The organism is Pseudomonas sp. SG20056 (assembly GCF_031764535.1).
In the GTDB taxonomy this organism is placed as follows: Bacteria; Pseudomonadota; Gammaproteobacteria; order Pseudomonadales; family Pseudomonadaceae; genus Aquipseudomonas.
Window position 1 is genome coordinate 2,049,855 of the sequence record NZ_CP134499.1, and the last position, 20,662, is coordinate 2,070,516.

A 20,662-nucleotide genomic window follows, 5' to 3' on the forward strand; every position below is an offset into this window, starting at 1 on the left:
TGCCTTTCGTTATGTCCAACCAACGTATCAAAACCCCTTGTGTCGGCCTGTGCTCCACTGTTTACGGTGATTTGGTCTGCCGTGGCTGCAAGCGCTTCCATCATGAGGTGATTAACTGGAACGGCTATAACGACGAGGAAAAGCGTGCCGTTTGGCTGCGCCTGGAGGTGCTGTTGGTGCAGGTTATGGCAGCTAAGTTGGAAGTTTTCGATGCTGATCGTCTGCGAATGCAGCTGGAGCAGCGCAAGATCCGTTTTGTCCCGCAACAGTCACCGTATTGCTGGGCCTATCAATTGATCGCCCGTGGTGCGCGGGTCATTAGTCAGCTGGAGGCCTATGGCATGGTGCTGCTGCCAGAGTTTCGCAGTTGGGGCCTGCCGGAATTGCGCGATGCGATTGATCGCGAGTTCTTTCTGCTGTCCGAGGCGCACTACGAGCGCTACATCGCGCCGCGTTTTCTGCTTGAAGGGCTTGAGATAAGAGTCTGAAACCCTCTTTCAAATGAAAAAGCCGCCTGTTCAGGCGGCTTTTTTGTTGTGCGGCACAGAGGTTAGCGCTGAGCGACCAGCTCTTCCAGGTGGGCAATGATGTCGTCCGGTTTGAGCACCAGAATGTCGCTTTCCAGCGAGTCGAGAATCACCTCGGCGGTATTGCCGATCAGCGCGCCAGAAATGCCGGTGCGCGCTACGGTGCCGATCACCGTGACGCCGGCGTTGAGGCGGTGCGCAACCTGCGGGATCAGCACATCGGCCGGACCTTCGGCGATATGCAAGCGCTCATCGCTGATCTCGTACTCGGCTTGAAACGCCTTGCATTGCTCGCGGTAGCGCGCCTCGATGGTTTCCTTGAGTTGGAAGGTCGGGTCGGCCGCCGAGAGCATGGGCGCAGGGTGAGCGCTGATTACATGTAATTCGGCCTTGGCCAGGGCGGCAATATCAAAGCCATGGCTGACGATGCTGGTGTGCAGAGTGCGGTGTTCGCTGTCAGCATTTCCCACATCAACCGCTGCCAGAATCGCGGTGCCCGCCCAGGATTTTTCGGTTTTCACCATCAGCACTGGCGCCGGGCAGTAGCGCAGCAGTTTCCAGTCATCGGGGGTGAGCAGAGCTTTTTTCAATGGGTTGTCGGGAAAGTGCTGCTTGATCACCAGGCCGCAGCCTTCGGCCTGCTGCACGTTGATGATGGTCTGGTGCTGGTTTTCATCCCAGGCCTGCTGGCTGGAGGTGCTGAACCCTTCACTATTGAGCAAACCGGTCAGGTCGCGCAGGTAGCCGGTGTGATCACTTTTCTTATCGCACACCAGCAGATGCAGGTGCGATTGAGTGACGCCGGCAATCAGCTTGGCACGTTTGAGGGCCAAGTCTTCCGTGTGATTGGGCTCCATCACCACCAGAATGCTGCGAATAGCTTGCATGATCATCTCCATGTGCAGTCGGTTGTACTGCTTATCACTATAGATCGCTGCCACTGGCTTGATGCTTGACCGGTGTCAATCGAGTGGCTGTTCGCGTGTTCATTCGTATAATGGCGGCCCTGCAGCCGCACTGCTCAAGCCCGCTCATTTTTGTGAATTTATGTATCTGTCAGCCCAAATCGATCATTTGCTGCGTTGCGCTACCTTTCAGCCCGGGTATAGCCCGATGTTGAGTGCGCACCGATGAACCTGCCGGAAATCCACGAGTTTCTCGGTTGCCGCACACCTGATGCCTGGATCACAGCCGCCTTGGCTGATCAGCAGACCTTGCTGATTGACCACAAGAATTGCGAATTCAAGGCCGCCAGCACGGCCTTGAGCCTGATGGCCAAGTACAGCACCTATGTCGACCTGCTCAACGCCATGTCGCGCCTGGCCCGTGAGGAGTTGGTGCACCATGAGCAGGTGCTGCGCATCATGAAGCGCCGCAAGATCGGCCTGCGCCCTGTATCGGCGGCGCGCTACGCCTCGGGCTTGCGCAAGGTGGTGCGCACCCATGAACCGCACAAATTGGTGGATACCCTGGTGGTCGGTGCGTTTATCGAGGCGCGCAGCTGCGAGCGTTTCGAGGCCCTGGTGCCGCACCTGGATGAAGAGCTGGGCAAGTTCTACTTCGGCTTGCTGAAAAGCGAGGCGCGGCATTTTCAGAACTATCTGAAGCTGGCTTATCAGTACGGCGATGAACGCGACGTAAACCAGGCCATCGAACGAGTGAGGGCGGCGGAGCGCGAGCTGATCGAGTCACCGGACACCGAGTTTCGTTTTCACAGCGGTGTGCCGCCGCTCTAAAGCAAAAAGCGCCCAATTGGGCGCTTTTTTGTTGGTGAATGTGCGGTGCTTACTGCTGCACTTTCAGATCCAGCGACAAGTCGCGCGCGGCCTTGGTGGCCAGTACGCCCATCAGTTGGCTGATTTCATCCTGGCGGCTGCTGGCGCCATCGCTACCGCCACCCATCATCACGCTGGGAACCGGTGCCTGGGCGGCGGCTTCGGCCCAGACCTTGTTAATCGCGATCAGCGCATCGAGCTTGGGTTGCAGCGCACCGTCAGCCTTGATTACCGCTTCACGGGCGTGGGCTTCGGCATCGGCGGTAATTTTCGTGGCATCGGCGGTGATCGCCGCTTTATCGCGCAACAGTTCGGCGGTCTGTTTTTCGATCTCGGCGCGGCCTTTCTCGCGCTCGGCGTTGATGATCGCCAGTTGCTTCTCGGTTTCTGCCTGGGTGGTGCGTTCGATCTGGTCGCGCAGGGTTTCCTGGCGGCGCGCTTCCACTTCCTTTTCACCTCGGGCGGTCACCAGCAGCTTCTCTTCTTCTTCCTTCAGGCGGTTCTGCCGCGCGACAGCCAGCTCAGCCAGGGCCTGCTGGACCTTGACCATGCGCTGTTTGTACTGCGGGTTAGGGTCGACATTGGTGATGCGCGCCTCGACCACTTCCACGCCGTATTTGCGGAACTGCTGCTGCTTGCGTACCGGGATGCCCTTGTTGTCCATGACCTTCTCGGTGACGAACTGGCTGACGTTGTTGTCGCCGAACGCGCCTTGCTCGGTGCCTGCTTGCAGAATCGCGGTCTGGCTTGGCTGATGGCCGCGCGGGCCACGAATTTCCTTGCGCTTGATCAGGTACAGGCCGTCATTCAGCTGGTTTTCGAACTCGGCGGCGAACTCGCTGCGCGCGCCGGCATAAAAGTCATCGGCGCTCATCAGCGAGGCGGTGGCCTGCAGAGTTTCCTTGATGGCAGGCACCAGCGCGGTCTTGATGAAGTTTTCCGGGTTGCGGTATTCCTGGGCGATCTTCAGGAACTGCTCGCCCGCCGGCAGGCGGAAACGCGCCGAGGACTCGACCTTGGCGTCGACGTTGCCGAGAAACACGATGGGGAAGGCTTCGATGGTGGCGCCGAGCGAATCGTTGTCGCTGCTGTCGTCGATGGCCAGGGCTTCGGTGAGCACCGATTGCACACTCAGGGCCTTCTTCCAGGCGGTGGCGCGGCCGAACCATTTGGTGGCGTAGCCGACGTCGTCGACCACTTTTTCTTCGCCGAATATGGTGCGCACGTGTGTGGCGAAACCGGCTTCGTTATAGAAGAACACGCTGTTGAAGGTGACGAAGCTCACCGCAACCAGTGCGGCCGGTGCGATGGCGTATTTGAAAAGGTGTTCCTTGCTGAGCAGCATGGTCGATCCCTGATGGCGTTTTGAGGTCGCCGATGCTGATGATCGGCGAATCGCCCGTCAAGTGGGGTGGCTCAGCGCTTTGTGCGCGGCGTCAAAGTTTCACGCAGGTTGAAGATCGAAGGCGCTTTGCTGCAAGCCTTGGCGGTCTGCCTGCAGTGCCCAGCCCAGTTTGTCCCAGTCGCCAAGCACAATGCGCTGCGCCGCCTGGCCGTTGACTTGCAGTTGATGGGTGGCGGGGCGATGGGTGTGGCCGTGGATCAGCGTGCGCACACCGTACTCGGCCATGATGCGCGGCACTTCATCCGGGGTGACGTCGACAATTTCACTGGCTTTCATCCGTGTTTGCGTACGGCTTTCATTGCGCAGCTTGCGCGCCAGTTTTTGTCGGGTGCGCAGCGGCAGATTGCGCAAAACCAACAGTGAAATCGGGTTGCGCAGCCAGCGCCGCAGCTTCATATAGCTGATGTCCTGGGTGCACAGGCTGTCGCCGTGCATCAGCAGCACGCGCTCGCCATTCAGCTCGATTACGCTGGGGTCGGGCAGCAAGGTGCAGCCAGCTTCGCGGCAGAAGGCTTTGCCGATCAAGAAGTCGCGATTGCCATGCATCAGGTAGATGCGCGTGCCGCGCTCGCTAAGTTGGCGCAGGGCCTGGGCAATCGAACGTTGAAAGGGGCTGATGGCGTCGTCGCCGATCCACACTTCAAAGAAGTCGCCGAGGATATACAGCGCCTGAGCCTGAACCGCGCGGGTTTCAAGAAAATGCAGAAACGCCCGGCTGATGTCCGGGCGCTCCTGTTCAAGATGCAGATCGGAGATCAGTAGAATCACTCAACGATCTCAGCGCGCTCGATGATCACGTCATCAACCGGTACATCCTGGTGGCCGGATTTGCTGGTGGTGGCAACGGCCTTGATGGCATTCACCACGTCCATGCCTTCAACTACTTCACCGAAAACCGCATAACCCCAGCCTTGCACGGTCGGCGCGCTGTGGTTGAGGAAGCTGTTGTCGGAAACGTTGATAAAGAACTGCGCGGATGCCGAATGCGGCTCCATGGTGCGAGCCATTGCCACGGTGCCGATCTTGTTGGCGACGCCATTGTTGGCTTCGTTCTTGATCGGGGCGCGGGTGGTTTTCTGCTTCATGCCCGGCTCGAAACCGCCGCCCTGGATCATGAAGTTGCTGATCACGCGGTGGAAAACGGTGTTGTCGTAGTGACCTTCTTTAACGTACTGCTTGAAGTTGGCCACGGTCTCCGGGGCTTTGTCTTCGAACAGGTTGAGGGTGATAACGCCGTGGTTGGTGTGCAGCTTGATCATGGAGGTAATCGCTCTGTCGATAAATCCGTGCGCCGCTGAATTTCCAGCAAAGGGCATTGCAGCGGTTCTTGGGCCTGTCAGGGGGTTGACAGCTTCGGCTATGATAAGCGCTTTGTTTTAGTCGGCCTACCCTGTGCCGCGCACCTGCATGATCAAGGACACCATGAGCAAGCCAGAAACTGTCGCCGCCGCTAACTTTCTTCGTCCCATCGTCCAGGCCGATCTGGATGCCGGCAAGCACGCGAAGATCATTACCCGTTTTCCGCCGGAGCCCAATGGCTACCTGCATATTGGCCACGCCAAGTCGATTTGCCTGAACTTCGGCCTGGCCAAGGAGTTTGGTGGCGAGTGCAACCTGCGCTTTGATGACACCAACCCGGCCAAGGAAGACCAGGAATACATCGACGCGATCAAGAGTGACGTGCAGTGGCTGGGCTTTCAGTGGGCGGGCGAGGAGCGTTATGCCTCCAATTATTTCGACCAGCTGCATGCCTGGGCCATTGAACTGATTAAGGCAGGCAAGGCTTTTGTCTGCGACCTCAACGCCGAAGAAATGCGTGCTTACCGCGGCAATCTCACTGAGCCGGGCAAGAACAGCCCGTTCCGTGAGCGCAGCGTCGAGGAAAATCTTGACCTGTTCGCCCGCATGAAGGCCGGCGAATTCGCCGATGGTGCCCGTTCGCTGCGCGCGAAGATCGACATGGCCTCGCCGAACATCAACCTGCGCGATCCGATTCTGTACCGCATTCGTCATGCTCACCACCACCAGACCGGTGACAAGTGGTGCATCTACCCCAGCTATGACTTCACCCACGGTCAGTCGGATGCCATCGAAGGCATCACTCATTCGATCTGCACCCTGGAGTTCGAAGACCACCGTCCGCTGTACGAGTGGTTCCTTGCGCAACTGCCAGTGCCGGCGCAGCCGCGTCAGTACGAATTCGCTCGTCTGAACCTGAACTACACCATCACCAGCAAGCGCAAGCTCAAGCAGTTGGTGGACGAGAAGCACGTCAATGGCTGGGACGATCCGCGTATGTCGACCCTGTCGGGCTTCCGCCGTCGCGGCTACACCCCGGCGTCGATCCGCGCCTTCTGCGACATGATTGGCGTCAACCGTGCTGGCGGCGTGGTGGACATCGGCATGCTGGAGTTCGCCATTCGTGATGACCTCGACGCCAATGCCGCGCGTGCCATGTGCGTGCTCAAGCCGTTGAAGGTGGTGATCACCAACTACCCGGAAGGCCAGACCGAGAATCTCGAGCTGCCGCGCCATCCCAAGCAGGACATGGGCGTGCGCGTGCTGCCGTTCAGCCGTGAAATCTATATCGATGCCAGCGACTTCGAAGAAGTCCCGCCGGCCGGCTTCAAGCGCCTGATTCCGGGCGGCGAAGTGCGGCTGCGTGGCAGCTACGTGATTCGCGCCGATGAGGCGATCAAGGATGCTGACGGCACTATCGTTGAACTGCGTTGCAGCTACGACGAAAACACCCTGGGCAAGAACCCCGAAGGGCGCAAGGTCAAAGGCGTGATCCACTGGGTGCCGGCGGCAGAAAGCGTCGAGTGCGAAGTACGCCTGTACGATCGCCTGTTCCGGTCTGCTAATCCGGAGAAGGACGAAGAAGGCGGCAGCTTCCTCGACAACATCAACCCGGATTCGCTGGTGGTGCTCAAAGGTTGTCGCGCCGAGCCATCCCTGGCCGAGGCTGCGCCGGAAGAGCGCTTCCAGTTCGAGCGCGAAGGCTATTTCTGTGCCGACATCAAGGACAGCAAGCCGGGTGCCCCCGTCTTCAACCGTACCGTAACGCTGCGCGATTCCTGGGCCTAAGAGCCAGGCTCGGATCTGCTGCGCGTCAGCGATACTGCGTTAAAAATGGTCTCGGAATGCTCATTTACAGCTAGTAAACTCCGCTTCCTCGGCCATTTTTGCCTTGTCTCGCTCTAGCTCGCGAGATCCGAAACAGGCTCTATTGCTCAGATGCTCTGATTAGAACCGGGCTGGTACGCTGGTCCATGGTTTTTCAAGGAACCCCGATGCTCTCGATCTACAACACGCTGACCAAAAGCAAAGACGTCTTCAAACCGCTGGTGGGTAACCAGGTGCGCATGTATGTGTGCGGCATGACGGTTTACGACTTCTGTCATATCGGTCATGCGCGGGTGATGGTGGCGTTCGATGTGGTGACTCGCTGGCTGCGCCATCGCGGCTATGACGTGACCTACGTGCGCAATATCACTGACATCGACGACAAGATCATCAAGCGCGCCAATGACAACGGTGAACCGTTCGAAGCGCTAGTCGAGCGCATGATCGCGGCTATGCACGAAGACGAGGCGCGTCTCAATGTCCTGCGTCCGGACCAGGAGCCGCGTGCCACCGGGCATATCGCCGGCATGCACCAGATGATCCAGACCTTGATCGACAAGGGTTTTGCCTACGCGCCCGGCAATGGCGACGTCTACTACCGCGTTGGCAAATTTGTCGGTTACGGCAAGCTGTCGCGTAAGAAGATCGAAGACCTGAAGATCGGCGCGCGCATCGAAGTTGATGAAGCCAAGCAGGATCCGCTGGATTTCGTGCTGTGGAAGGGCGTCAAGCCGGGCGAACCGAGCTGGGAGTCGCCATGGGGCGCTGGTCGTCCGGGCTGGCATATCGAGTGCTCGGTAATGTCGACTTGCTGCTTGGGCGAGACGTTTGACATCCATGGCGGCGGCCCTGATCTGGTTTTCCCGCACCACGAAAACGAGATTGCACAGAGTGAGGCGGCCACCGGCAAGCTCTACGCCAACGCCTGGATGCACGCCGGCGCGGTGCGCGTTGACGGCGAGAAGATGTCCAAATCCCTGGGCAACTTCTTCACCATTCGTGAGGTGCTGGAAAAATATCACCCGGAAGTGGTGCGCTACCTGCTGGTGTCCAGCCACTACCGCAGCCCGATCAACTACTCCGAAGACAGTCTGCGCGAAGCCAAGGGCGCGCTGGAGCGTTTCTATAACGCGCTCAAGGGCCTACCTGATGCTGAGCCGGCTGGCGGCGAAGCCTTCGTCGAGCGCTTTGCGGCGGCCATGGACGATGACTTCAACTCGCCAGAAGCCTGCGCCGTGCTGTTCGAACTGGCCCGTGAGATCAATCGCCTGCGTGAAACCGATCTGCAGGCCGCTGCTGGCTTAGCCGCGCGCTTGAAGGAATTGGCTGGGGTGCTGGGTGTGTTGCAGCTTGAGCCTGAAGCATTCCTGCAGGCCGGTGCTGCCGGTAAGGTTGATGCGGCCGAGGTGGAGGCATTGATCGCTGCGCGTCTGCAGGCCCGTGCCGAGAAGAATTGGGGCGAGTCAGACCGTATCCGCGACCATATCACCGCCATGGGCGTGGTACTGGAAGACGGCAAGGGCGGTACGACCTGGCGCTTGGCAGACTAGATTCGTTGCTGGAATGACAAGGCCGCTTTCGAGCGGCCTTTTTTATTGCGTACGGTTTGCTAGTTCCACAGCCAGTTCCATAGGCCTGGCAGCCGAGCGTACTGCTGTGGGTCGCCGAGGGCGCGTCTTAATGCAGCACGTTGTAAGGCGTCGCGTTGGCCATAGAACGGTTGCTTGTCGGTGGCCAGGCCCACATCTTCGGCTACATCCAGAAGGATCTGCAGGTACTCCTGCATATGCCGCGCGGTATAGGAGTTGAGGTCGTGGAAAGTCACCACTACGGGTATGACCCCATCGACAGCGGGCAAGGCGCCGACGCTGATCTGCTGCGCGGCCCGCGCCAGCTGGTCACGCAGGTTACTGCGCCGGCGCAGGCTGCCATTGATGCCCCAGGTCTTGCCATCGTTGGCGCTCAAATCGGTGAGCAGTATGCGCAGACCGTGCGTCTGGTAGGCGGCGAATGTGCGCTCGTCGTAGTTCCAGAAGGGTGGTCGCACCAGGCGCGGGGCGATGCCGCTGATGGCGCTCAGATCGGCTACGCCGTCGGTAAGAGATTGATTGAGTGCCTCAGCGCTGAGAAAACGGTGGTTGGAGTGTCCAGAAGTCGCGGTGTGAAAACCTAGCAGATGGCCCTCACGTTGCTGGCGCCGTAGCAGCGTCTGGCCGTGAACGCTGCCGCCAGCTGCTGCGGCGCGGGTCTGGACAAAGAACAGCGCCTTGATCCCTGGCTGGATTGGGTTGTCTGCCAGGGTGTCGAGAATCTGTTCGGTTGGATTGTCACGGGTATTGCCGCTTGGGCCGTCATCGAAACTCAGGAGAAAACGTATCGGTTCAATCTCGGGGTTTGGCTGTGGCGGTGCCATGCTGCTGCAGGCGCTCAACAGCAGCATGCTGATTAAGATGCAGGTCAATGGCGTGCTTCGCGCAAAAGCGTCTGTTGGAGTTGAGGGGTAACGCATTAGGCTTGGACTCGCGAAGGAGAATGGTTGCCCTGATGGCGGCGCTGGAAGAGAGAGGGCACGGGTGAGCGCAGTGCGGACCCGTAAAGGCTACCCAATGGGTTCGACCCTAGCTGGGCCGTATAAGTCCATGACGGGCTAAGAAGGCTGACTCAGACGAGGTTTACAAGGGCGGCGGCGTGCTCTAGCGCGCCGTCAGCCCTGTTTCCCGTAAGCGTTTGTACAGTGTGTTACGGCTAACCCCTAGGCTGCGCGCCAGGTGCGAGATATTGCCGCCGCAGGCCTGGTATTGGCTGGCCAGATCATCCGCGCTGGTGCTGGCCAAAGGTTGCGGTGACGCTTGGGTGGCGGCTGTTTGCTCAGCAGCGGGCTGCAAATCGGCAAAGAAATCATCCGGCAGATGTTCGGCGCGGATTTGCTGGTCATCGGCCATGGCCAGGGCAATCTGCAAGACGCTGCTCAGTTGGCGCAGGTTGCCGGGCCACGGGTGACGCTCGAACAGGCTCATCACTTCATGGCTTAGCCCGGCCCATTGCTGTGGTTCGCGGTGGTAATCCCAGATGCGCTGGACCATAGCGGCCTTGTCGGTGCGTTCGCGCAGCGGCGGCAGTTCGAGGTTGAGGCCGCTGATGCGGTAGTAGAGGTCCTGGCGAAACAGCCCGCTCTCCACATCCTGGCGCAGCGGGCGGTTGGTGGCGGAAATCAGGCGGATATCCACCGGGTACAGCTCGCTGCTGCCCAACGGTTGCACGCAGCGCTCCTGCAGTACCCGCAGCAGACGGGCCTGCACGCGCAGTGGCATATCGCCGACTTCGTCGAGAAATAGCGTGCCTTTGTCGGCCTTGCGGATCAGGCCGATGCTGCCTTTCTGGTTGGCCCCGGTAAACGCGCCTTTTTCATAGCCAAACAGCTCGGACTCCACCAGCTCTGCGGGAATGGCCGCGCAGTTGACCGCGATAAACGCCTGGCTGGCGCGCGAGCTGGCGTGGTGCAGGGCTTTGACGAAAACCTCCTTGCCTACTCCGGTTTCACCATGCACCAGGATCGGGATGTTCTTTTCCAGTAACCGCTCGGCCTGACGCACGGCTTTATCGACACGCGGGTCGCCGAGGTTGAGCGAAGCAAGGGTAAACGGGTTGCGCGTGGCGTTGGCAGGCGGCTGCTGGGTTTGGCGAAAGTCGCGGGCCTGGATCGGCGCGGGCTGCTGCGGGCGTTTGATCTGCGCGTGAAAGCGAAAGCGCCCACTGGCGCGCAGGTTGAACGGCAGCGCTTCGGGTTGGTTGAGTAATTGCTGCAGCGGTACGTCGAACAGGCTTTCGATATTCACCTGGGCCATGCCCACGCCCAACAAGCTGTCGGCACGCCGATTGGCGGATACCACCTGGCCTTGCTCATCAAAAATCAGCAGCCCAGCCCAGGGGCTGCTGAGGTTATCCAGGCTGGTGTTGAAGCTCAGCTGGAAGTAGCGCTGCTGGAACAGGTTGAGGATCAGCCGGTTCTCCACCGACTGGCTCATCATCTTGACCATGCCCAGGGTGTGCGAGGGCGGCAGGTAGCTGTCGCTGGACACATCCAGCACCGCGATCATCTGCCGTTGCTCGTCAAAAATCGGCGAGGCCGAGCCAGTCATAAAGCGGTTGGCCTTGAGGAAGTGCTCATCGTGCTGAATATGTACGGCCTGGGCGCAACTCAGGGCGGTGCCGATGGCATTGGTGCCGGTATAGCGCTCCAGCCAGGTGGCCCCGGCGACAAAGCCGGCGGCGCGGCTCGGTTCGATAAAGCGTTGGTCACCCCAGGACTGCAGCACCTGGCCTTGGTGGTCGGCCAGCATGATCAGGCAATTGGAGTTGGCCAGGATGGTGCCGTAGTAGGGCAGCACTTCCTTGTGGGTGGTGTGCACCAGGGCGTGCTGGCTTTCCAGCAGGGCGCTGACTTCGCCGCGCTCGGGCTGGTTGAAGATCGGTGTGCTCTGGTGGGTCAGACCGTAGTCGCGGCAGCGTGTCCAGGAGTCCTGGATGATGGTCTCGTGAGGCAGGGCAGTGACAGCGTCAGCCATGACAGGTCTCTCGCACGGGTTCTTGTTGTTATGCACCACGGTCTGCGCCGGGTCTGTGCAGTGTCGCCGAAGGCTGTTCAATGTCAACGCTGTGACTGTTCAGTTGTTCACTGTGCACTGTTCAAAAGTGTTCAGTGCGGTCTCCGTGTGTTGTTTGTGTTTGGTCGTAGTTGTTTTAAATCAATGGCTTGGGATTTTTTAGAGGTGTTGGCACGGAACTCGCCTTGTAGCTGGGGGAGATAACAAGAAAAAGGACGGCCCATGTCACTTACCCTGGAGCATGTCACGCGGATCGTTGATCACCAGCTGTATATCGACGATGCCTGCCTGAGCTTCGAACCTGGCTCCTTCAATGTGCTGCTGGGGCGCACGCTGTCTGGCAAGACCAGCCTTATGCGTTTGATGGCGGGCCTGGATAAGCCCAGCAGCGGGCGCATCCTGATGAATGGCGCCGATATGACCCAGGTGCCGGTACGCCAGCGCAACGTGTCGATGGTCTATCAGCAGTTCATCAATTACCCGACCCTGACGGTGTTCGAGAACATCGCCTCGCCGCTGCGTCAGGCCGGCGTGAGCAAGGCCGAGATTCTGGAAAAAGTCCATGCCACGGCGAAGATGCTGCGTATCGAGGCTTTGCTCAAGCGCTACCCGCTGGAGCTGTCCGGCGGCCAGCAGCAGCGCACCGCCATGGCCCGCGCCCTGGTCAAGGATGCCTCGCTGATTCTGTTCGATGAGCCGCTGGTCAACCTCGACTACAAGCTGCGCGAAGAGCTGCGCCAGGAAATGCGCGAGCTGTTTCAGGCCCGCCACACCATTGCCATCTATGCCACCACCGAGCCCAACGAGGCTCTGGCCCTGGGCGGTACCACCACCATTCTGCATGAAGGGCGAGTGGTGCAGAGCGGCAAGACCGCCGAGGTTTATCACCGTCCGCAGCAGGTGCTGGCCGCCGAGCTGTTCTCGGAACCGGCGATCAACCTGATGCCAGGGCGCGTCAGCGGCACCGAAGTAAGCTTTGCCGATACCGTGCATTTCCCGCTCAACCCGGACCTGCAAGGTATTGCCGAGGGTGAATACCGCTTTGGTGTACGCCCCAGCCATATCGGCCTGGTGCCGTCCAATGATGACGATCTGGAACTGGCGGTAACGGTTGAACTGGCTGAGATCAGCGGTTCGGAAACCTTTCTGCATGTGCGCAACGAGCAGTTCGTGCTGGTGCTGCATCTGCCTGGGGTACATGAGTACGACGTGGACACGCCGATCCTCATCTATATCCCTACCCACAAGCTGTTTGTCTTTGCCGCTGATGGGCAGTTGATTCAGGCGCCCAGCCGCCGTCTGGAGAGGGTTGCCTGATGGCCGAGATCCGTTTGCACAACCTGGCCCACAGTTACAGTCGCGCGCCGACTGGCGCGGCCGACTACGCCATCCGTGAGATGAATCATGTGTGGGAGCAGGGCGGCGCCTATGCGTTGCTGGGGCCTTCGGGCTGCGGCAAGTCAACTCTGCTGAATATCATTTCCGGGCTGCTTAGCCCCTCCCATGGCGAGGTGCAATTCGATGGCAAGGTGGTCAACGCACTGCCGCCGGAGCTGCGCAATATCGCCCAAGTTTTCCAGTTTCCGGTGGTCTACGACACCATGACGGTGTTCGACAACCTGGCTTTTCCGTTGCGTAACCAGGGCATGAACGAGGCGAAGATCCTCACCAAGGTCAATGAAATTGCCGAGGTGCTGGAGTTGCACCCCTTGCTGCACAAACGCGCCCGTAATCTGACCGCCGACGAGAAGCAGAAGGTCTCCATGGGCCGCGGCCTGGTGCGTGACGACGTCTCGGCGATTCTCTTCGATGAGCCGCTGACGGTGATCGACCCGCACCTGAAATGGAAGCTGCGGCGTAAGCTCAAGCAGATCCACGAGCAGTTCAATATCACCATGGTTTACGTCACCCATGACCAGCTCGAAGCCTCGACCTTCGCCGACAAGATTGCGGTGATGTACGGCGGGCAGATCGTCCAGTTCGGCACGCCGCGTGAGTTGTTCGAGCGCCCCAGCCACACCTTTGTTGGCTACTTCATCGGCAGCCCGGGAATGAACCTGATTGATGTACTGCCTTATGCCGGCGGTGTGCGTTTCAACAACACCGTGCTGCCGTTGTCGGCGGCGCTCAATCGGCGCCTTGCGGAGCTGCCTGGGGCCAAGCTGAAAATCGGCATCCGTCCGGAGTTCGTCCACGTCTGGGATGGCCCAAACGAGGACGCGCTGTGCGGCGAGGTGGTGCATGTGGAAGATCTTGGCACCTACAAGATTCTCACCCTAAAACTCGATGGCCAGGCGCTCAAGGTGCGCTTGCAGGAAGATCAGCCCGTGCCGCAGCAGCAGGTGTACCTGAGCTTTCCGGCGCAGTGGTTGATGGTTTACGCCGATGACGTTCTGGTTGAGGCGCAAGCGCAGGAGGTGCAGCCATGAAGGTGCAGAACAACAAGGCCTGGTGGTTGGTGCTGCCGGTATTCCTGCTGGTGGCGTTCAGCGCCATCGTGCCGATGATGACTGTGGTCAACTACTCGGTGCAGGACATCTTCGACCATTCCACGCGCTATTTCGTCGGCGTCGACTGGTACAAGCAGGTGCTGCAGGACACCCGTCTGCATGACTCGCTGCTGCGCCAGTTCATCTTCTCCGCTTGCGTGCTGCTGATCGAGATTCCCTTAGGTATCGCCATCGCTTTGTGCATGCCGACCAAGGGGCGCATGGCCTCGCTGGTGCTGATCGTGTTGGCGATTCCGCTGCTGATCCCGTGGAACGTGGTCGGCACCATCTGGCAGATCTTCGGCCGCGCCGACATCGGCTTGCTGGGCTGGAGCCTGAACAGCCTGGGCATCAGCTACAACTATGCCTCGAATACCAGCGACGCCTGGGTCACGGTGCTGATCATGGACGTCTGGCACTGGACCTCGCTGGTGGCGCTGCTGTGCTATTCGGGGCTGCGCGCGATTCCCGATGTGTATTACCAGGCTGCGCGTATCGACCGCGCATCCGACTGGGCTGTGTTCCGCCATATCCAGCTGCCCAAGCTGAAGAGCGTGCTGCTGATCGCGGTGATGCTGCGCTTTATGGACAGTTTCATGATCTACACCGAGCCCTTCGTGCTGACAGGCGGCGGGCCGGGTAACGCCACCACCTTCCTTAGCCAGACCCTGACGCAAATGGCCATCGGTCAGTTCGACCTGGGCCCGGCAGCGGCGTTTTCGCTGGTGTACTTCCTGATCATCCTGTTGGTGTCCTGGCTGTTCTACACCGCCATGACCCACAACGATAAGACTCGCTGAGGCCGACCATGACCCTACGCAAGAAGGTGGTATTGGGGCTGTATGTCCTGTTCCTGCTGGTGCCGATCTACTGGCTGCTGAACATGTCGTTCAAGAGTAATACCGAGATTCTCGGCGGCCTGACGCTGTGGCCGCACGGCTTCACCCTTGATAACTACAAGGTGATCTTCACCGACCCGAGCTGGTACGAGGGTTATCTCAACTCGCTGTACTACGTGTGCCTGAACACGGTGATCTCGCTAACGGTGGCGCTGCCGGCAGCCTATGCGTTTTCGCGCTACCGTTTTCTCGGCGACAAGCACCTGTTCTTCTGGCTGCTGACCAACCGCATGGCGCCACCGGCGGTTTTTCTGCTGCCATTTTTCCAGCTGTATTCGTCGATCGGCCTGTTCGATACGCATATCGCTGTGGCGCTGGCGCACTGCCTGTTCAACGTGCCGCTGGCGGTGTGGATTCTCGAAGGCTTTATGTCCGGGGTGCCGAAGGAAATTGACGAAACCGCCTATATCGACGGCTACAGCTTCCCGAAATTCTTCGTGAAGATCTTTATCCCGCTGATTGGCTCGGGCATCGGCGTCACCGCGTTCTTCTGCTTCATGTTTTCCTGGGTCGAGCTGTTGCTGGCGCGCACCTTGACCTCGGTGGATGCCAAGCCGATTGCCGCGGTGATGACGCGTACGGTGTCGGCATCGGGGATCGATTGGGGCGTGCTGGCGGCGGCGGGGGTATTGACCATTCTGCCGGGTATGCTGGTGATCTGGTTTGTCCGTAACCATGTGGCCAAGGGCTTTGCCCTGGGCCGGGTATAGGAGTCGCGACGATGGATTGGATGGCCTGGACTCTGCCGACGGCGTTGTTTTTCGGCTTTATCGGCATGCTGCTGGTCGGCATGACGATCTGGGAGCTGCGTTCGCCCTGTATCGAGCGCAAAGGCTTGTTGCCGATCAGCACCACCCGTGGTGATCGGCTATTTATCGGTCTGCTTGGGAGTGCCTACCTGCACCTGCTGGTGGTGGGCGCGACCGATTGGAGTGTCTGGATAGCTTCGGTGCTGTCCCTGTTCTGGTTGTTTGCAGTGATGCGTTGGGGCTAAGTCGGGCTGCCTTGGGTGCGCCTGCTGGTTGGGCGCGGCCATGACCCGCTTGCCTCATTCCAAACCCTGAGATGGAGGTCTCTATGTTCGACAATAACAACAAAACTCGACATAGCATGGCGCTGGCTGCCCTGCTGACGTTGTCCGGCTTGAGCGGCGCGGCCTGGGCTGATGCCTACGAAGAAGCGGCAAAGAAGTGGATCGGCGAGGAGTTCAACCCCTCGACCCTGACGCCTGAGCAGCAACTCGAAGAGTTGAAGTGGTTTATCAAAGCCGCCGAGCCGTTTCGCGGCATGAGCATCAGCGTGGCCTCGGAAACCATCGCCACCCACGAGTATGAGTCCAAGGTGCTGGCCAAGGCCTTCAGCGAAATCACCGGGATCCAGCTCAAGCACGACCTGATGCAGGAAGGTGACGTCGTCGAGAAACTGCAAACCCAGATGCAGTCGGACAAGAACATCTACGACGGCTATATCAACGACTCTGACCTGATCGGTACGCACTTTCGCTACGGTAAGGCCGTGGCCATCAGCGACATGATGGAGGGCGAAGGCAAGGCTGTGACCTCGCCGACCCTGGATCTGCAGGACTTTATCGGCATTTCCTTCACCACCGGGCCTGACGGCAAGCTCTATCAGCTACCGGATCAGCAGTTCGCCAACCTGTACTGGTTCCGCGCTGACTGGTTCGAGCGCCCGGAGCTGAAGGCCAAGTTCAAGGAAATCTACGGCTACGAGCTGGGGGTGCCGGTCAACTGGTCGGCCTATGAAGACATCGCTGAGTTCTTCTCCGAGAAGGTTAAGGAAATCGATGGCCAGCGCATCTATGGCCATATGGATTACGGTAAGAAAGACCCCTCCCTCGGCTGGCGCTTCACCGATGCCTGGTTCTCCATGGCGGGTGGCGGCGACAAGGGCCTGCCTAATGGCTTGCCGGTGGATGAGTGGGGTATTCGTGTAGACGGCTGCCGTCCGGTGGGCTCCAGCGTTGCCCGTGGCGGCGATACCAATGGCCCGGCGGCGGTGTATGCCACCACCAAGTATGTCGACTGGATGCGTAAATACGCGCCACCGGAAGCGCAGGGCATGACGTTCTCCGAGTCCGGCCCGGTGCCAGCGCAGGGCAGCATCGCCCAGCAGATCTTCTGGTACACCGCTTTTACCGCGGACATGACCAAACCAGGCCTGCCGGTGGTTAATGAGGACGGCACACCGAAGTGGCGCATGGCGCCTTCACCTAAAGGTCCGTATTGGGAAGAGGGCATGAAGCTGGGCTACCAGGACACCGGCTCCTGGACCTTCCTCAAGTCCACCCCGGAGAAACAGCGCCTGGCCGCCTGGCTGTATGCGCAGTTCGTTACCTCGAAAACCGTATCGCTGAAGAAGACCCTGGTTGGCCTAACGCCAATTCGTGAGTCGGATATCAACTCGCAAGCCATGACCGACGTTGCGCCGAAACTCGGCGGCCTGGTGGAGTTCTATCGCAGCCCGGCTCGAGTGCAGTGGACCCCGACCGGCACCAACGTACCGGACTACCCACGTCTGGCGCAGCTGTGGTGGCAATTCATTGCTGAAGCAGCCAGTGGCGACAAGTCGCCACAAGAAGCGTTAGATGGTTTGGCGGCGGCGCAGGACACCATGTTGGGTCGTCTGGAGCGCTCCGGCGTACTGGGCGAGTGTGGTCCCAAACTCAACGAGCCGAAAGATCCGCAGTACTGGCTGGATCAGCCGGGCGCACCGAAGCCCAAGCTGGCCAACGAGAAGCCTCAGGGTGAAACCATCAGCTACAACGAGTTGCTGAGATCCTGGGAGCAAGCCCGCGACTGATGCAGTATTTTTGTAAACGGCATAAAAAACGGCACCTAAGGTGCCGTTTTTTATTTTTGCCTGCGTCGCACTCAGTCGTGCAAATGCTCGGCGGCGTGCAGGGTGTTTTCCAGCAGGCAGGCGCGGGTCATTGGGCCAACACCGCCCGGTACCGGTGTGATCCAGCCGGCGCGGGGCAGGGCGGTTTCATACACCACATCGCCAATCAGCTTGCCGTCGGTCTGACGGTTGATGCCAACGTCGATAACGATGGCGCCAGGTTTGATCCACTCGCCCTGTACCAGGCCAGGCTTGCCGGCAGCTACCACGACGATATCGGCCTGGCCGACATGCATGGGCAGGTCTTTGGTGAAGCGGTGAGTCACTGTCACGGTGCAGCCGGCCAGCAACAGTTCCATTGCCATCGGTCGGCCGACGATATTCGAGGCGCCAACAACCACTGCGTGCATGCCGTACAGGTCTGCACCGGTGCTTTGCAGCAGGGTCATAATGCCTTTCGGGGTGCAGGGGCGCAGCAGTGGCATGCGTTGGGCCAGGCGACCAATGTTATAGGGGTGAAAACCATCAACATCTTTATCCGGGCGAATGCGCTCAAGCAGTAAAGAAGCGTCGAGGTGTTCTGGCAATGGCAGTTGCACCAGGATGCCGTCAATGCTCGGCTCGTCATTCAGGCGGTCGATCAATGCCATCAGCTCGGCCTGACCGGTGGTGGCCGGTAGGTCATAAGCCTGTGAGACGAAGCCTACTTCTTCGCAATCTTTACGCTTGTGCGAAACGTAGACTTGGGACGCAGGGTCGCTACCGACGAGAATTACTGCCAACCCGGGTGCGCGCAGGCCTTGCTGACGTCGTTCGGCGACACGTTGGGCGATCTGCTGGCGCAGGCTGGCGGCAATTGCTTTGCCATCGATCAGTTGTGCGGTCATTGCGCTTGGTTAACCATAAAGAAAGGATGGAAAAAGGACGCGCATTCTCGCATGACCGTGCTGTGGGGCAAAGGCGCACGCCACGGTTTTCGCGTAACTCCTTTAAATGGCTGAATTTTTTTAACTTTTCCTGTTGACGACCTGAAACGGCCTCTATAACATTCGCCCCGCTTGTCGAGCACAGCCAGTCGCTGGGTAAGACGGCAAAGGTCGAAGCTGCAAAGTTTTTTCCGAAGCCGAAAGCTTTAAGTCTGCATATGCAGATGGACAGGCGCCCGTAGCTCAGCTGGATAGAGCATCCGCCTTCTAAGCGGATGGTCGCAGGTTCGAGTCCTGCCGGGTGCGCCATTTGGCGGTCTTGGCTCAAGCAAAATGCAATATGGTGGGCGTAGCTCAGTTGGTAGAGCGCAGGATTGTGACTCCTGTTGTCGTGGGTTCGATCCCCATCGTCCACCCCATATTCCAAAGCGCCAGGTTAATTCCTGGCGTTTTTGTATAAAGCTTTACCACGCGGACGTGGTGGAATTGGTAGACACACTGGATTTAGGTTCCAGCGCCGCAAGGCGTGAGAGTTCGAGTCTCTCCGTCCGCACCATCTTTTAGCTCCCTCCCGTTTGCCGCCTGCATCTAGGGTGACTTCTGCAAATCGACCCTCTAGAATGCATGCCCTTGATTAGGGGCCGGCAAGCGGCCGGCTTATGTCTGTGCAACGAGGATTATCCATGCAAGTTTCTGTTGAAAGTACTTCTGCTCTCGAGCGCCGTATGACCGTTGGCGTCTCTGTTGAGCGCATCGAGACTGAAGTCAACAAGCGTCTGCAGCAGACTGCCCGTCGTGCCAAGGTCCCTGGTTTCCGTCCTGGCAAAGTGCCAATGAGCGTGATCCGCCAGCGTTATGAAGATGCTGCGCGTCAGGAAGCCCTGGGTGATCTGATCCAATCCACTTTCTACGAAGCCGTTGTTGAGCAGAAGCTCAATCCAGCTGGCGCCCCGGCCGTTGAGCCGAAATCGTTCGAGAAAGGCAAAGATCTGGAATACGTTGCAACCTTCGAAGTGTTCCCGGAATTCACCGTTGGTGGCTTCGAGTCCATCGCCATTGAGCGCCTGCAGGCTGACGTAGCTGACGCTGACGTCGACAACATGCTGGAAATCCTGCGCAAGCAGAACACCCGTTTCGAAGCCGCCGAGCGCGCTGCCGAGAATGGTGACCAGTTGAACATTGATTTCGTTGGCAAGATTGACGGCGAAGCCTTTGCTGGCGGTTCGGCCAAGGGCACTCAGCTGGTTCTCGGCTCCGGTCGTATGATTCCTGGCTTTGAAGATGCTCTGGTTGGCGCTCAAGCTGGCGAAGAGCGTGTAATCAATCCGACTTTCCCGACTGATTATCAGAACCTGGACCTGGCCGGCAAAACTGCCGAGTTCACCGTCACCGTCAACAGCATCGCCGCACCTCAGTTGCCTGAGCTGAATGACGACTTCTTCGCCCTGTTTGGCGTGAAAGAAGGCGGTCTGGAAGGCTTCCGTGCTGAAGTACGCAAGAACATGGAGCGCGAGCTGCGCCAGGCCATCAAATCCAAGGTTAAAAACCAGGTGATGGACGGTCTGCTGGCTGCCAACCCGATCGAAGTGCCGAAGGCACTGATCAGCAACGAAGTGAACCGTCTGCGCGTGCAGGCCGTTCAGCAGTTCGGTGGCAACCTCAAGCCTGAGCAGCTGCCTGCTGAGCTGTTCGAAGAGCAAGCCAAGCGCCGCGTTGTGCTGGGTCTGGTCGTGGCTGAAGTGGTCAAGCAGTGCGAGTTGAAGCCGGACGACGCCCGCGTTCGCGAAATGATTCAGGAAATGGCTTCGGCTTACCAAGAGCCTGAGCAGGTTGTGGCCTGGTACTACAAAAACGACCAGCAAATGAACGAAGTACGTTCGGTTGTACTGGAAGAGCAAGTTGTAGATACTGTTTTGCAGAAGGCCAACGTGACCGATAAAGCGGTCTCGTACGAAGAAGCTGTCAAGCCGGTAGAAGCACCACAAGCCGCCTGATTTCTTTACCTCGTTCGAACACGCCATAAGCCAGCCTCCGCGCTGGCTTATGCGTATT

General features: G+C 59.1%; 18 protein-coding genes and 3 tRNA genes. 14 read left to right on the forward strand and 7 right to left on the reverse strand.

The genetic code is table 11. The features are described 5' to 3' along the window. Positions 1-11: 11 nt before the first annotated feature. Complete coding sequence (locus RHP75_RS09865) at positions 12-488, forward strand: DUF1289 domain-containing protein (protein ID WP_090386754.1); 477 nt, start codon at positions 12-14, stop codon at positions 486-488. A gap of 62 nt (positions 489-550) precedes the next feature. Here the strand turns inward: RHP75_RS09865 and RHP75_RS09870 are convergent, their stop codons facing one another. After that, positions 551-1,414: a universal stress protein gene (locus RHP75_RS09870; protein WP_311091666.1), complete on the reverse strand. Its 864-nt coding sequence runs from the start codon at positions 1,412-1,414 to the stop codon at positions 551-553. Positions 1,415-1,657: 243 nt separating this feature from the next. Between RHP75_RS09870 and RHP75_RS09875 the strand changes: the two genes are divergently transcribed. Further along, on the forward strand, positions 1,658-2,263 hold the full coding sequence (locus tag RHP75_RS09875; protein ID WP_311091667.1) for a tRNA isopentenyl-2-thiomethyl-A-37 hydroxylase MiaE: 606 nt from the start codon (positions 1,658-1,660) through the stop codon (positions 2,261-2,263). Between the two features lie 49 nt (positions 2,264-2,312). On the opposite strand, the gene RHP75_RS09880 is transcribed toward RHP75_RS09875, so the two are convergent. The 3 genes from RHP75_RS09880 to RHP75_RS09890 form a co-directional block, all read right to left on the reverse strand. Then, entirely contained in the window at positions 2,313-3,647 is a 1,335-nt protein-coding gene (locus tag RHP75_RS09880) for an SPFH domain-containing protein (protein ID WP_311091668.1), read from the reverse strand. A gap of 99 nt (positions 3,648-3,746) precedes the next feature. After that, positions 3,747-4,475, reverse strand: a complete 729-nt coding sequence (gene lpxH / locus RHP75_RS09885; protein ID WP_311091670.1) for a UDP-2,3-diacylglucosamine diphosphatase — start codon at positions 4,473-4,475, stop codon at positions 3,747-3,749. Beyond that, positions 4,472-4,966 carry a peptidylprolyl isomerase gene (locus tag RHP75_RS09890; protein ID WP_311091671.1) on the reverse strand — a complete coding sequence of 165 codons (495 nt, stop codon included), beginning with the start codon at positions 4,964-4,966 and terminating at the stop codon, positions 4,472-4,474. The genes lpxH and RHP75_RS09890 overlap by 4 nt, the downstream gene beginning before the upstream one ends. Before the next feature lie 163 nt (positions 4,967-5,129). Between RHP75_RS09890 and RHP75_RS09895 the strand changes: the two genes are divergently transcribed. Continuing rightward, positions 5,130-6,794: a glutamine--tRNA ligase/YqeY domain fusion protein gene (locus tag RHP75_RS09895; RefSeq protein WP_311091673.1), complete on the forward strand. Its 1,665-nt coding sequence runs from the start codon at positions 5,130-5,132 to the stop codon at positions 6,792-6,794. Between the two features lie 206 nt (positions 6,795-7,000). Continuing rightward, positions 7,001-8,383 carry a cysteine--tRNA ligase gene (gene cysS / locus RHP75_RS09900; protein ID WP_311091908.1) on the forward strand — a complete coding sequence of 461 codons (1,383 nt, stop codon included), beginning with the start codon at positions 7,001-7,003 and terminating at the stop codon, positions 8,381-8,383. Between the two features lie 59 nt (positions 8,384-8,442). Here cysS and RHP75_RS09905 read toward each other — a convergent pair whose 3' ends face one another. Together RHP75_RS09905 and RHP75_RS09910 are read right to left on the reverse strand one after the other, a co-directional pair. After that, a complete protein-coding gene (locus RHP75_RS09905; protein ID WP_311091675.1) occupies positions 8,443-9,273 on the reverse strand; it encodes a polysaccharide deacetylase family protein in 831 nt (276 codons plus the stop codon). Positions 9,274-9,526: 253 nt separating this feature from the next. Next, positions 9,527-11,398 (reverse strand): sigma-54-dependent Fis family transcriptional regulator, encoded by a 1,872-nt coding sequence (locus RHP75_RS09910; RefSeq protein WP_311091677.1) that lies wholly within the window; start codon positions 11,396-11,398, stop codon positions 9,527-9,529. Between the two features lie 261 nt (positions 11,399-11,659). On the opposite strand from RHP75_RS09910, the gene RHP75_RS09915 reads away from it, so the two are divergent. The 6 genes from RHP75_RS09915 to RHP75_RS09940 all read left to right on the forward strand — a co-directional run bounded on the left by RHP75_RS09915 (position 11,660) and on the right by RHP75_RS09940 (position 17,645). Next, positions 11,660-12,754: an ABC transporter ATP-binding protein gene (locus RHP75_RS09915; protein WP_311091678.1), complete on the forward strand. Its 1,095-nt coding sequence runs from the start codon at positions 11,660-11,662 to the stop codon at positions 12,752-12,754. Further along, positions 12,754-13,866 carry an ABC transporter ATP-binding protein gene (locus RHP75_RS09920; RefSeq protein WP_311091679.1) on the forward strand — a complete coding sequence of 371 codons (1,113 nt, stop codon included), beginning with the start codon at positions 12,754-12,756 and terminating at the stop codon, positions 13,864-13,866. The genes RHP75_RS09915 and RHP75_RS09920 overlap by 1 nt, the downstream gene beginning before the upstream one ends. Further along, positions 13,863-14,726: a carbohydrate ABC transporter permease gene (locus RHP75_RS09925; protein ID WP_160014187.1), complete on the forward strand. Its 864-nt coding sequence runs from the start codon at positions 13,863-13,865 to the stop codon at positions 14,724-14,726. The genes RHP75_RS09920 and RHP75_RS09925 overlap by 4 nt, the downstream gene beginning before the upstream one ends. A gap of 8 nt (positions 14,727-14,734) precedes the next feature. Beyond that, positions 14,735-15,535 (forward strand): carbohydrate ABC transporter permease, encoded by an 801-nt coding sequence (locus RHP75_RS09930; RefSeq protein WP_090255867.1) that lies wholly within the window; start codon positions 14,735-14,737, stop codon positions 15,533-15,535. 11 nt (positions 15,536-15,546) lie between these two features. Next, a complete protein-coding gene (locus RHP75_RS09935) occupies positions 15,547-15,819 on the forward strand; it encodes a DUF2160 domain-containing protein (RefSeq protein ID WP_090386722.1) in 273 nt (90 codons plus the stop codon). 83 nt (positions 15,820-15,902) lie between these two features. Further along, the gene (locus RHP75_RS09940; RefSeq protein ID WP_311091680.1) at positions 15,903-17,645 is read left to right on the forward strand and encodes an ABC transporter substrate-binding protein; all 1,743 of its coding nucleotides are present in this window, start codon (positions 15,903-15,905) and stop codon (positions 17,643-17,645) included. A gap of 71 nt (positions 17,646-17,716) precedes the next feature. Here RHP75_RS09940 and folD read toward each other — a convergent pair whose 3' ends face one another. Further along, entirely contained in the window at positions 17,717-18,571 is an 855-nt protein-coding gene (gene folD / locus RHP75_RS09945; RefSeq protein WP_311091681.1) for a bifunctional methylenetetrahydrofolate dehydrogenase/methenyltetrahydrofolate cyclohydrolase FolD, read from the reverse strand. A 271-nt stretch (positions 18,572-18,842) separates the two neighbouring features. Between folD and RHP75_RS09950 the strand changes: the two genes are divergently transcribed. The 4 genes from RHP75_RS09950 to tig all read left to right on the forward strand — a co-directional run bounded on the left by RHP75_RS09950 (position 18,843) and on the right by tig (position 20,604). After that, positions 18,843-18,919, forward strand: a tRNA-Arg gene (locus RHP75_RS09950). Between the two features lie 34 nt (positions 18,920-18,953). Then, positions 18,954-19,029: transfer RNA gene (locus RHP75_RS09955), tRNA-His, on the forward strand. A 52-nt stretch (positions 19,030-19,081) separates the two neighbouring features. Beyond that, a tRNA-Leu gene (locus RHP75_RS09960) sits at positions 19,082-19,166 on the forward strand. Between the two features lie 127 nt (positions 19,167-19,293). Further along, entirely contained in the window at positions 19,294-20,604 is a 1,311-nt protein-coding gene (tig, locus tag RHP75_RS09965; protein ID WP_311091682.1) for a trigger factor, read from the forward strand. Positions 20,605-20,662: the final 58 nt, after the last annotated feature.